This is a genomic window from Pseudomonas sp. P9_2 (genome assembly GCF_034008255.1).
Classification (GTDB): domain Bacteria; phylum Pseudomonadota; class Gammaproteobacteria; order Pseudomonadales; family Pseudomonadaceae; genus Aquipseudomonas; species Aquipseudomonas synxantha_A.
The window spans coordinates 4221340-4233680 of the sequence record NZ_CP125376.1 but is presented as its reverse complement, the minus strand read 5'-3'; the positions used below and the strand labels follow the sequence as shown (position 1 = coordinate 4233680).

General features: G+C 62.6%; 12 protein-coding genes and 1 pseudogene. 7 read left to right on the top strand and 6 right to left on the bottom strand.

Annotated elements, in window-relative coordinates:
- The first annotated feature begins 593 nt into the window (after nucleotides 1-593).
- From QMK52_RS19090 to QMK52_RS19070, 5 genes and pseudogenes are all read left to right on the top strand, one after another.
- Nucleotides 594-845, top strand: a complete 252-nt coding sequence (locus QMK52_RS19090) for a DUF6124 family protein (protein ID WP_005788992.1) — start codon at nucleotides 594-596, stop codon at nucleotides 843-845.
- A 201-nt stretch (nucleotides 846-1046) separates the two neighbouring features.
- Nucleotides 1047-1991 (top strand): aliphatic sulfonate ABC transporter substrate-binding protein, encoded by a 945-nt coding sequence (locus QMK52_RS19085; protein WP_005788994.1) that lies wholly within the window; start codon nucleotides 1047-1049, stop codon nucleotides 1989-1991.
- 64 nt (nucleotides 1992-2055) lie between these two features.
- Nucleotides 2056-2139: pseudogene (locus QMK52_RS27430) on the top strand (hypothetical protein); the annotation flags it as partial.
- A 44-nt stretch (nucleotides 2140-2183) separates the two neighbouring features.
- A complete protein-coding gene (locus QMK52_RS19075) occupies nucleotides 2184-3179 on the top strand; it encodes a GlxA family transcriptional regulator (protein ID WP_005788995.1) in 996 nt (331 codons plus the stop codon).
- A 112-nt stretch (nucleotides 3180-3291) separates the two neighbouring features.
- On the top strand, nucleotides 3292-4491 hold the full coding sequence (locus QMK52_RS19070) for an NAD(P)/FAD-dependent oxidoreductase (protein WP_005788997.1): 1200 nt from the start codon (nucleotides 3292-3294) through the stop codon (nucleotides 4489-4491).
- 124 nt (nucleotides 4492-4615) lie between these two features.
- Here the strand turns inward: QMK52_RS19070 and QMK52_RS19065 are convergent, their stop codons facing one another.
- The 3 genes from QMK52_RS19065 to QMK52_RS19055 form a co-directional block, all read right to left on the bottom strand.
- Nucleotides 4616-5797, bottom strand: a complete 1182-nt coding sequence (locus QMK52_RS19065; RefSeq protein ID WP_194438545.1) for a sugar transporter — start codon at nucleotides 5795-5797, stop codon at nucleotides 4616-4618.
- Nucleotides 5798-5909: 112 nt separating this feature from the next.
- Nucleotides 5910-6272, bottom strand: coding sequence for a type 1 fimbrial protein (locus QMK52_RS19060; RefSeq protein WP_005789000.1), 363 nt, complete (start codon nucleotides 6270-6272; stop codon nucleotides 5910-5912).
- A gap of 86 nt (nucleotides 6273-6358) precedes the next feature.
- Nucleotides 6359-7357, bottom strand: a complete 999-nt coding sequence (locus QMK52_RS19055) for a bile acid:sodium symporter family protein (protein WP_005789002.1) — start codon at nucleotides 7355-7357, stop codon at nucleotides 6359-6361.
- A gap of 85 nt (nucleotides 7358-7442) precedes the next feature.
- Here QMK52_RS19055 and QMK52_RS19050 point away from each other — a divergent pair, with 85 nt between their 5' ends.
- Together QMK52_RS19050 and QMK52_RS19045 are read left to right on the top strand one after the other, a co-directional pair.
- Nucleotides 7443-8231, top strand: a complete 789-nt coding sequence (locus QMK52_RS19050) for an AraC family transcriptional regulator (protein WP_194438546.1) — start codon at nucleotides 7443-7445, stop codon at nucleotides 8229-8231.
- Between the two features lie 94 nt (nucleotides 8232-8325).
- Nucleotides 8326-8757 (top strand): hypothetical protein, encoded by a 432-nt coding sequence (locus QMK52_RS19045; protein ID WP_078821572.1) that lies wholly within the window; start codon nucleotides 8326-8328, stop codon nucleotides 8755-8757.
- Between the two features lie 29 nt (nucleotides 8758-8786).
- Here the strand turns inward: QMK52_RS19045 and QMK52_RS19040 are convergent, their stop codons facing one another.
- The 3 genes from QMK52_RS19040 to QMK52_RS19030 are packed head-to-tail and all read right to left on the bottom strand — an operon-like array spanning nucleotide 8787 to nucleotide 12247.
- Nucleotides 8787-9905, bottom strand: a complete 1119-nt coding sequence (locus tag QMK52_RS19040) for a carboxylate-amine ligase (protein WP_005789009.1) — start codon at nucleotides 9903-9905, stop codon at nucleotides 8787-8789.
- A gap of 6 nt (nucleotides 9906-9911) precedes the next feature.
- The gene (locus QMK52_RS19035; protein WP_005789011.1) at nucleotides 9912-10856 is read right to left on the bottom strand and encodes a methyltransferase; all 945 of its coding nucleotides are present in this window, start codon (nucleotides 10854-10856) and stop codon (nucleotides 9912-9914) included.
- A gap of 11 nt (nucleotides 10857-10867) precedes the next feature.
- Entirely contained in the window at nucleotides 10868-12247 is a 1380-nt protein-coding gene (locus QMK52_RS19030) for an iron-containing redox enzyme family protein (protein ID WP_032803593.1), read from the bottom strand.
- Between the last annotated feature and the right edge of the window lie 94 nt (nucleotides 12248-12341).

Here is a 12341-nt window from a genome sequence, read left to right as displayed (position 1 = left end):
CCGTATTCAGTTTTGCCGCTAGGCGCGGCGCCCTTGAAAAACAACGGGCGCAGCCGGGGGCCTGGAGAGGCTTCCGGCAGGCTTGAAAAATTAAGGGATTTGCGCGGTGGGGGGTGACATGGGAAGCGGGGACAAGTGTCGGGTGGGAGGGTTCCCGTGTTTGCTCGCGGCTCTTCAACCTAGCTGAGTTTTGCCAGTACTGCGGTGATGATCGCCCAAGTCACATCTGTGGTAGGGGGCTTGCTCCCTCCCACATTTTGGCCTGTGTCGCCTGTTTGACATGCATTGTTAAAGGCCAGCAATCCATATCCCTTTAATTTGCAGGACGTTTCCTAGACAATCCTTCGGCCTTGCGCCTGCTCAATCCACTGGCTAGCCTTCGCTTCGTCGCTGCATATCAGCGATCGGGTGTGGAAACCCGGGAATGAGTAGGCGTCATGATCGTATGCAAACGCTCAATGGCGGCTGTGCGCGGGCAGACTTCGGTCTGACTGGGTCCTACTCCCCGGTTTCCACCCCGCGTATGGCTGCCACCCAATCTGCCGTGTGGAAACGGCACCGGATGGCGCCCCAACTGAGTAGGAGCTATATCCATGAGCAAAATCGTCCCCGACCCACCCTACCCCGTTTTTGTCGTCCACGAAGACCTGAGCTTCGAAGACGCAATCGCCAGCATTTCCTCGCTGCTACGCTGCGCCACCACCACAGCAACCGAAACCGCCGAGGGCCTCAAAGGCACCCAACGCGACATGGCCTGCTCCACCGCCCACTTGATCGACATGGCCCGCACTCTCGCCGACCGCGCACTGGATTGCCTGCAACCCACACCCCCCAACACCCCATAACTTTTGTGGGAGGGGGCTTGCCCCCTCCCACATTGGCCTGTGTCGCCTCAACGAATGATTACTCATGGCCCGATCTGGCAGATGCACATTCAGTCAACGGACACTGCCTCAAGTGTCCTTAAGCTCAGATCGAAAGAGTATTTATCAAGCGGTTTTCAGAACCTTATGCTTCGGCTCATTCCGTTGAATATCGAGCCGCTCATGACCCTCCGCCACCCGCTTGCCGCTGTATTAGGATTGCTGGTTTTCTCCATCGCCGTGAGTGCCGACGCCCAGGAGACCCTGCGTATCGGCTATCAGAAATCCTCAACCCTGATCACCCTGCTGAAAACCCGGGGCACCCTGGAAAAAGCCCTCAACGCCAACCACATCGACGTCAGCTGGCATGAGTTTCCCAGCGGCCTGCCATTGCTCGAAGCATTGAACGTTGGCAACGTGGATATCAGCGCCGACGTCGCCGACACGGTGCCGATCTTCGCCCAGGCAGCCGAGGCCCAGCTCACCTACTTTGCCCAGGAAGCGCCCTCACCTGCGGCCCAGGCCATCGTGGTGCGCAAGGACTCGCCGATCCAGCAATTGGCGGACCTCAAAGGCAAGAAAATCGCGGTGACCAAGGCCGCCGGCGCCCACTATTTACTCATCGCCGCGCTGAACAAGGCCGGCCTGGCGTTCACCGATATCCAGCCGGCGTACCTCTCGCCAGCTGACGGTCGCGCCGCCTTCGAAAACAACAAGGTGGATGCCTGGGTCACCTGGGAGCCCTTCCTCACCAGCGTGCAGCGGCAACTGCCGACCCGCACCCTGGCGGACGGTGCCGGGCTTGCCAGCTACAAGCGTTATTACCTGACCGGCACGCCTTACGCCAAGGCCCATCCTGAAGTGCTGAGGGTGGTGTTTGCAGAGCTGGAAAAAACCGGCCAATGGGTGAAAGCGCATCCGCAGGAGGCGGCAACAGTGCTCGGGCCGTTATGGGGTAACCTGGACGCTGCGACGGTGGAAGCCGCTAACGCGCACCGCAGCTATCAGGTGCAGCCGGTGACGCTGGAACAGTTGGGTGAGCAGCAGCAAATTGCCGATGCGTTCTTCAAGGCTGGCCTGCTGCCCAAGGCGGTGGATGCCAGGGCGGTGCAGACCTGGCAACCCTAGGTAAACAAGGCGTGCCGGAAGTGGTACAAAAGCAGTCCTTGCCACTTTCCTGGAGGCCGCGGCCATGACGTCCAAGCTCGAACAACTCAAGCAATTCACCACGGTGGTCTGCGACACCGGCGACCTGGAAGCCATCAGCCGTCTGCAGTTTGCGCGGGTTCAGGAAAAACTGGAAACGCTGCTGGCCGACGCATGACCACTATCAACCCGCTGGGTCAACCCCGCACGCTGGTGTTCCTGGCTTACCCACAGATGGGCTTGCTCGACCTGACCGGCGCGCAAACGGTGTTCTGGGCCGCGACCAAGGCCATGGCCGAACGCGGTTTGCACGGCTACGTGGTACACAACGCGAGCCTGACCGGTGGCCTGATGCCGACCGCCGAAGGCTTGAGCGTCGACACCGTGGCGCTGGCACAACTGGCCCCTGGCGCAATCGATACGCTGGTGGTGCCCGGTGCGCCCGCCATTGAGCAAGCCATGGCGGATAACACTGCGCTGGTGGACTGGCTGCGCAATGCCTCCGGCCAGGCTCGGCGTACCGCCTCGGTATGCAGCGGCACCTTTTTGCTGGCCCAGGCCGGCTTGCTTGAGGGGCGCCGCGCGGCGACGCATTGGGCCATGTGCGAGCTGCTCAGACAACGCTTCCCGAGCATCGAAGTGGATGTGGATGCGATATTCGTGCAGCAAGGCACGGTATGGACCTCCGCCGGTGTGAGTGCCGGGATCGACCTGGCCCTTGCACTGGTGGAAGCCGATTGCGGGCGCGAGGTAGCGCTGCAAGTGGCGCGCGAATTGGTGGTGTTCCTCAAGCGCCCCGGCGGCCAGGCGCAGTTCAGCCAGGTGCTGCAAGCGCAAACCGCCGACAGCGCCGGCTTCGATGCCCTGCACGTGTGGATCAGCGACAACCTGCGCGACAGCGACCTCAGCGTGGAACGCCTGGCTGCGCAAAGCCATATGAGCCCGCGTAACTTTGCCCGGGTCTATAAACGGAAAACCGGTCGCACCCCGGCCAAGGCCATTGAATTGTTTCGCATCGAAGCGGCGCGGCGGATGCTCGAAGATTCCCAACGCAGCATCGACCAGATCGCCCGGCTGTGCGGGTTTGGCGACGAAGAGCGTATGCGCTGCACCTTCCATCGGCATCTGGCTATCGCGCCTCGCGACTACCGCGAGCGCTTTTCTCGCTAGGCCGGTTAAAAGTGGCAGTGATTCAGGGTTATCTGTCCTTTCTGACAAGCAGTACGGCTTTTACAGTGATCCGGCAATGCCTTGCGGCTTACCTGGTCTCTGGAGCAACCTCATGAAACAACACATTCTCATCATTGGCGCCGGCTTCGGCGGCGTGTGGAGCGCCCTGAGCGCGGCCCGCCTGCTGGACAAACACGACCGCAACGATGTGCACATCAGCTTGCTCGCCCCGCAGGCGCAACTGCGTATTCGCCCACGTTTTTATGAGCCCGACGTGCACGCCATGCAGGCGCCGCTCGGCCCGCTGTTGAGCGCAGTGGGCGTGACCTTTGTACAAGGCGCTGCCGACAGCATCGACGCCAACACCAGGCAAGTGACTTACCGTAACGCAGCGGGCAGCCCGGCCACCCTCAGCTACGACCGCTTGGTGCTTGCTGCCGGCAGCCGCTTGAATCGCCCGGGCATGGACGGCATCCAGCACGTATTCGACGTGGACCAGATCGAAGACGCCACGCGACTTGAAGCGCATATCAAGGCCCTGAAAAACCTGCCCGACAGCCCGGCCCGCAACACCGTGGTCATCGCCGGCGGTGGTTTTACCGGAATCGAGACCGCCACCGAAATGCCTGCTCGACTGCGCACTGCGCTGGGGGATGCTGCCGATATTCGCGTGGTGGTGGTGGACCGGGGCCCGCAGATAGCGGCGTCCATGGGGGATGGCATTCGCCCGGCGATCATCGAGGCCAGCCAGGCGCTTGGGCTTGAATGGGTACTGAACACCTCGGTCGCCTCGGTGGACGCCGACGGCGTGATTCTGGCAGATGGGCAGCGGATTGCGTCCAGCACCGTGATCTGGACCATTGGTTTTCGCGCCAACCCGTTGACCGAGCAGATCGATGGCATCTGCGATCCTCAGGGTCGCCTGCACGTGGACGCCACTCTCAGGGTCAAGGGCCAGCCTGCCGTCTACGCCGCCGGGGACGTGGCCTACGCCGCCACCGACGACCAGGGCAACTTCGCCGCCATGTCCTGCCAGCACGCCATCGCGCTGGGCCGCTACGCCGGTAACAACGTCGCCGCCGACTTGATCGGTGTGGCACCAATGGCCTACAGCCAACCCAAATACGTGACCTGTCTCGATCTCGGCGCCTGGGGCGCGGTGTACACCGAAGGCTGGGACCGCCAGCTTAAGCTGGTGGGCCAGGAAGCCAAGGCGCTCAAGCAACAGATCAACAGCGTGTGGATCTACCCACCCGCGGCGGATCGAGCGGTGGCGCTGGCGGCGGCGGATCCATTGATTCCGGTGGCGTAAGTGTGGGAGGGGGCTTGCTCCCGATGGCGGTGAGTCAGTCACTGATGTGTTGACTGACACTCCCTCATCGGGAGCAAGCCCCCTCCCACATTTAGTCTGTGGTCACCCGCTGGATACTGGTCGATCAGCTCGGCACACCCTGCCCAAACCGCCGAATCGCCAGGCAATATCCCACCAACGCCAGCGTCGCCAGCAACCCGCCCGCCGCGCCGATCCAGGCGAAGCCGAAGTGGCTGCCGACCCAACTGCCCATCAACGCGCCACCGCCGATGCCGATGTTGTAGATACCGGAGAACATCGCCATGGCCACGTCGGTGGCGTCCGGTGCAAGCACCAGCACTTTGGACTGCATGGCCAGGCCAAAGCCCATGATCGCCATGCCCCAGAAAATGCTCAACACCACCAGGTAGGATTCAGCGCCGCTCAACGGCAGCATCAGCGCCAGACACGCGGCGAGGATAAACACTGCGCCGATCACGAACAGGTGCGGGTTGAAGCGGTGCACCAGGCTGAACAACAACGAGCCGATAATGCCGGCCCCCCCGAACACCAAGAGGATCAACGTCACCGCACTGCCCCCCAGCCCGGCGACGCCTTCGACGAAGGGCTCGATATAGCTGTAGGCGGTAAATTGCGCGGTGACGGTCATCGCGGTCAGCACGTAGAGCGCCACCAGTGCCGGGCGCTTGAACAGCAGCGGCAGGCTACGCAGGGAGCCGGAGTTCTGGCTCGGCAACAGCGGCAAGGTGCGCGCCAGCCAGAACACCAGGGCCGCGGCGAACGCGGCGATCACCAGGAAGGTAGTGCGCCAGCCCATGGCCTCGCCGAGCAGGCGCCCCAAGGGAATGCCGAGCACCATCGCCAGGGACGTGCCCGTGGCCAACAGGCCAAGGGCCTGCACCTGCTTGCCTTCGGGCGCCAATCTTACGGCCAGCGAGGCGGTGATCGACCAGAACAGCGCGTGGGCCAAGGCAATGCCGACACGACTGACCATCAGCAGGCCGAAGCTGGTGGCGACGCTAGAGAGAATATGGCTGGCGATAAACAGGCCGAACAGTACGATCAGCAGCTTGCGCCGTTCGACGTTGCGGGTCAGCAGCATCACCGGCAGCGAGGTCAGGGACACGATCCACGCATAGATGGTGAGCATCAGACCGACGCTGGCCACGGGCATGTCGAAGCTGGCGCCAATGGCGCTGAGCAGCCCCACAGGGACGAATTCGGTGGTATTGAACACAAACGCGGCCAGCGCCAGGGCGATGACCGGTTGCCAATTGGCTTGGGGGGTTGCGGCTGAAAGGCTCATTGACGGGCGGGGTACTCTGGCGATGATCAAGCGGCCACCCAGGACAAGCGCCGCCGCCGAGCATTCTATAGGTTTCTCGCGCGGCTGTTGATGCGGATCGTCGCCCGATGGCTTATGGCGACGTCATGGTAATGATGTAGTTGCCGGACTCAATGGGCTTGCCGGCGGTGTCTACCAGCAGATAGCGCTGGTCGTAATAGCGCCCCTCGCCGCTGTCTGCCACCAGCTGCACATGGGCCGCGTTGACGCTGGCCACCGGCGCCACATGGCGCACCTCGAAGCGGCTGCCGCGACTCACTCTGGCACAGCCGCGCAGTTCCATCACCGACCCGCTGCGCGCATTTGTCGCACACCCCGGCTCGACGATGGCGCCAGTGAACCTGATGGTGCCCTGCCCGACTGTCTGCGCCGCGCCGCAGGTGCTTGCCCACAGGCAAAGAAGGCCTGTCACTACCGCAAATCGACGAACGTTCATGCCGAGACTCCTTCTTGGGTTAGTAAGAAGTTAGTCGTCGGCGCAGCGGTTAACTTGAGCTTATTTGTCTGGGAATGAGAGGTGCATCACGGATCCACCTGCCCCATCAACTCGGGGATGCTTTCCGGGCGCTGGGCATATCGCTGAGCCAGCGCCGCGCACACCATCAGTTGGATCTGGTGAAACAGCATCAACGGTAAAATCAGCACGCCCATGCTCGCCCCGGCGAACAGCACCTGCGCCATCGGCACGCCGGTCGCCAGGCTTTTCTTGGAGCCGCAGAACAGGATGGTGATGCGGTCTTCCTGGCTGAAACCGAATGCCTTACCCAACAACGCGGACGCTACCAGCACCAACGCGAGCAATACGCAGCAGGCAACTACCAGACCGCCCAGTTGCCACAGCGGGATCTGATGCCAGATGCCCTCATTGACCGCTTCGCTGAATGCGCCGTAGACCACCAGCAGGATCGAGCCCTGGTCGACAAATTTCAGCCAGGCTTTGTTGCGCCCGACCCAGTCGCCGATCCAGCGGCGGGCGATTTGCCCGGCAATGAATGGCAGCAGCAACTGCACGCTGATCTTCAGGATCGCGTCGACGGTGGAGCCGCCATCGCCGTGTACGTTCAGCAGCAGCGCCACCAGCAGCGGGGTCAGGAAGATACCGAACAGGCTGGAAGCCGCCGCACTGCAAATCGCCGCCGGGATATTGCCGCGGGCCAGGGACGTGAAGGCAATCGCCGATTGCACAGTGGCCGGCAACGCGCACAGATAGAGCATGCCCATGTACAGCTCGGTGCCGATCAGCGGCGACAGCACCGGCTTGAGCGCCAGGCCCAGCAGCGGAAACAGCACAAAGGTCAGGCTGAACACCAACAAATGCAGGCGCCAGTGACCTGCACCGGCAACGATAGCCTGGCGCGACAGCTTGGCGCCGTGCAGGAAAAACAGCAACGCGATGGCCAGGTTGGTCACCCAGCCGAACGCCACGGCGGTCTGGCCGCTGGCCGGTAGCAGGGAGGCAAGGATCACCGTGGCGATCAGGGTCAGGGTGAAGTTATCGGGCAGAAAGCGCGGGCGGGTCATAAGCAAATCTTCCAGGGGTTGCCAAGAGCGTCCCGGCGACTCTAACGTAACGATCCTTTACCGACTAACGCCAATGAGCCAGTAAATGCCGCCAAAAGGACATGAAAAAACCGTGCGCCGCAGTGTGCCCGGGCTTTCCAGCCTGCCACGACCGGTATATGGGCGCACCGAATCCTTGCCCAATCGTGCGCTGACGCGACGGCACAGCCACCCGTGGGTGCAGTTGTCCTACGCGATTTCCGGGGTGCTGGAGATCCACACCAGCGTCGGCCGTTTCGTCGCGCCCCCGCAGCGCGCCGTCTGGATTCCGGCAGGCATGCCCCATCGGGTGTTCAGTTCGCCCCATACCGAAATGCGCAGCTTGTACCTCGATTGCAGCGTCACTGCCTGGGCGGCCGAACGGTGTCAGGTGCTGGAGGTGAGCAGTTTGTTGCGCGAGTTGATCCGTAATTTCAGCCAGGTGCCGGTGGAATATACCGAGGACGGGCCGGACGGACGCCTGGCTCAGGTACTACTCGATCAGCTCGCCGCCGCGCCACAGGTGGATTTGATGTTGCCACTGCCTCACGACCCACGGCTGCGACAGATCTACCGCAGCCTCAACCTGCATCCCGAGCAGCAGACGACGTTGGGCGAGTGGAGCCGCAAGCTGGAGGTGAGTGAAAAGACCCTGAGTCGGGTGTTCCTGAGTGACACCGGCCTGACGTTTCGCGCATGGCGCCAGCGCCTGCGACTGCTGAGCGCCCTGCCCGCCCTGGAACAAGGCGAGCGGGTGACGGATGTGGCATTGGGGTGTGGCTATGAATCGACCTCAGCGTTTATCAATGCGTTTCGTCAGCAGTTCGATTCCACCCCCGGTGAATTCTTCCGCTAACCCTCCCTCACGACGCAAATAATCCCCAAACTCACGCTCGGCTGGTATTGTGCCGCGCTTTGAAACACAGCAACCGACTGCGAGGAAATGGACGTTGAACACTGACGAAAAAATGACCGGGGACCTGTTCGAGGTCGATAAGCGCCTGTCACTCAAGCCCGTGGTGGACTTCAACGCCTACCTGCGCAGCGCGTTCGGCGATGGCCCCTGCACGTGCGTGCGTTGCGCTGCCAGTGGCGGTGACGAAAGCGGCTATGAGTTCCAGCACGCCTTCACTTTCGACGCCAAGCCAGTGCATCGCCGTTTCGCTTCGACGGCGGGCAGCGATGTGTTGATGGCGTTGAAAAAGGCATGGCTGTCGTACACCAAGGCCGAGTTGCCGCTCAGTGGCGTGCTGGTGCTGGACACGGTCAAGGAGTTTGTCGAGCCGCAGTTGCACAAGCGCCTGGCGCCGTTGTTCATGGCCAGTGGCTTGGTCAAGGATGTGGACGGCGAGTTGCGTATTCAGCCGCAAGCCATGGCCTGACATATCAAAATGCGCCTGTGCGCAGCCCATCAATGGTCGCCTCGACTCTGAGCGAGCAGATGGTCGACCACACTGCCCAGGCTGCCCACCTCATCGGCACCGTCGGCGCGGGCCTGGGCGTACCAACGCAACTGTTCGGTGGCACTGTTACCGCGCCGCAGCAGCGCTTGCAGCGTATCGAACAGCCGCGGCTCGCCCATGGCCTCTGCGGTGACACCGAACGTCTGGCGCGCGCATTGCAACCATTGTTCGGCGCTGCCCATGGCGCCGGTGTCGTTCAACGCAAAGTGGCCGCCCGCGCCATAGCGTTTGGCCTGCCAGCGATTTTCCTTGAGCAGCCAGCGCGTTTGCGCATTGAACCCGGCGCCGGGTCGCTCCAGGCCGCAGGCATGGGTGACCATGACGCGAAACAGCGTGGCAAGGGCCAGGGCATCCGCCAACCGCGGGCAGGCGTCGGTCATGCGCAGTTCGAGGGTTGGGTAACGCGCCGCCGGGCGGATACCCCACCAGCCGTTGCCATCGGCCTTGATTGCACCCATGCGATTCAGCAACGCGAGGTAGCGCAGGTATTCGTTCCAATCGGCGAAATGTTCCGGCACGCCCATGCGCGGCCATTCATCACAAGCGGCCTGGCGGTAGCTCATAAAGCCGCTGGGCGCGCCATCCCACAATGGCGAGGAGCAACTGAGCAGCAACAGCAGCGGCAGCCACGGTGAAACCTGGTTCATCACGGCGATGCGGTCATGGGTGTGCGGCACCTGCACGTGCACATGCAGCCCGCACAACACGCTGCGCCGTGCTACATACTGAATATCGTCGAACAACTGCTGGAAATGGGCTTGGTCAGTAGGTCGCTGTTCGCGCCAGTCGGCCAATGGATGGCTCCCCGCACACACCACGCCGAGGCCAAATTCACCCAGGCGCTGCGCCAGATTGCGGCGCACTGTCGCCAGGTAATCCGCGGCTTCAGCGCTGGCACTGAATACCGGTGACGCGACCTCGATCTGGCCCTGGAACATTTCATACGCAAAGCCCGCGCCGATCGCCTCGCGACAGGCCGCCAGCACCGCCGCCGAAGGCTCGCCGAGCATCCGGCGGGTGTGCAGATCAGTGATGAAGTATTCCTCTTCGATGCCGAAAGTGAGCATCGAGGGTCAACGCAGTCGGGTAACGGTGAGCGCAACCACCGCGATGCGCTCCACACGTTCATAGCCAGGTTTTTCCAGCTCCTCGCCGAAGACATCAGGATCCAGTTCGCGGTAGGTCCAGCCGTAGACATCACTGCCCAGCAACGGCTTGACCGCGTCAAGGAAAGGATCGCCACCGGCCACCATCGCCACTCCGGTATACAGCAACAGGCTGCCGCCCAGGGCCAGGCGTGCGAGGGACTCGCTGACGATGCGCACCGACAACTGCTCCCCCAACGCCCCGCCACCATGGCGATAGGCACGCTGGCGGTCATCGTTCATGTACGGCGGGTTGGCGACGATCAGGTCAAATTGCCCTTCGACGCTGGCCAGCACGTCACTGTGGTACACGCTGACATTATTCAACCCGGCCAGCTCGGCGTTCACGGCGGTCAGGCGCAGGGCACGCGGGTTGATGTCCACCGCCAGCACCTGGGTGTCATGCCAGGCCCGGGCAACCACCAAGGCACCGACACCGGCGCCACAGCCGATGTCCACCGCACGCTTGAGCGGTTCGAAACGCTGCTGCAAATGGGCTTCGATGACCTGGGCAAAACGGTAGCTGTCGGGGCCGAAGAACACCGCGTCCGCTTGCACCGTGGGATACGGCGAATGGGCGAACAGCAGATCGTCGAGGCTCGACCAACGCACCGTGCTGCGCCATAAGGCATCGTGCTTTTCGATCACATCGGCTTGCTGCAACTCTTCGCGAAACGCCTCGGGCAACAGGTCGTGGTCGAACGGCATCGACCAGCCGAATACGTCGCGCAGCGTCATCGCCAGCGGCGTCGCCAAACGCCGGTAGACGCGCTCATGGGTCAAGGGCGTCGGCGTAATGAAGCGGTAACCGCTTTCCTTCAACCCCCGGCCCAGGTTCAGCAAGGCGCGATCAGCGAGTTGTTGGGCAGACATAGGCACATTCCTTAGCGCAAACGCGCACGCAGTTGGATAAAGCGGCGGGTGGCGTACAAGCCTGCGGGGCTGCTGTGGCGCCGCGCCGACATCCATGGGATCAGCGCATTGAGCTGTTGCTCGTCGGGCAGATTCCACAGTGAATCGGCCAGGGCCTGGGTGTCAGGGTCCGCCGGGCATTGCTGCTCGCGGGCAAGTCGACTGCCGCGCCCCGGTCGAACCGGCGGAACGCGCTGGCCGCTGGCCCAGTCACCGGCGATCCAGTCATGCAGCAGCTGTTTTTCCGCCGCGCTGAATACCCCGAACATCGCCGCGCCGGCCCCCTCGATCAACTGCCAGAAACGGCTGTCGGCGGGGTCCTGGTTGCGCTTGATCCAGCCCTTGTCCTGCAAGGCGGTGAGGAAATCGCCGATCTGCCCCGGCTTGGCCAGCCATTGGTTGACGGTCTGGCCTTCGAAGCGGCAGTAGTCCGAGTGCATGTGCTGGCCGAAGGTGCGTTTGCGCTCAAGCATCGCAATCACTTCGTCGTGCAGGTTGAACTGCTGGATGACAGCCGTGGTACCCGGGCCAAGATCGTTGAGGCGATACCCAGCGGCGACGCGGCGGTAGAACGCTGCCCTGCCCTCGCCCAGCGGCAGCAACCCCAACACCGATTGCGCGGCCTTGCTGGCGTGGCCGCTGCTGGCGTTATCGATGGTCACGTGGAGGGTGAAGTAATAGGGGTCGATGCCCAGTTCGCTGAGTTCGTAAGCGGTGATCAGCAGGTGCAGCGGCAACTGTTCGTAGCCCAGGTTGTAGCCGATGACTTCCGGCAGGAATTGGTCGGCGCACAGGCCCAGGGCCAGTTGCAGCGCACCTTGCAGGTAGTGCTCATCCTCAAGGCCGGCGTCGCTGTCGGCATCGTGGTCGCTGAGCAACTTGCGATAGATCACCACGTGGTTCTGCGCGGCTTCACCGTCGCCCAATTCTTCCAGATAGGTAGTGAGCAAGCCGTCGAAGCGCTGGTCTTGCCAATAGCGCAGCAGGCCATAGAGCCAGGCGCCATCCACCTGTTTGGTCGGCGCCACTCGCTGCAGGACATACAACGCGTGGGCTTTGTTGTGAAAATAGCGCCGTGGCCGGCCTTGCTGGCGCTGCTCAAGGTAGTCGGCATAGGCCTGGGCCACAACGGCGCAGCGCTGTTCGACCCAGGCCGTCAGGTGTTCGGGCGACTCAGGCAAGTCGCAGTCGGTTTCCTCTACCTGGGCCAATTGATCTTGCAGGTAGTCATGCGCCAGTTCGGCGGCGTCTGGCGTTTCGCCGTACAGCTGTCGATACACCCGTTGATGATGGCCCTGGACCGAGTCGGTGAGAGAGGCCGGCTGGCCCGACAGCGCTGTAAGGAGTGTCATGATGGCAGTTTCCGCAAAGTCCGTTACAACGGGCCTCCCACAAGGTGGCCCCGCAAGAGCGCTCAACTTCACGCGCTTCTAGAATGCAGAGCGT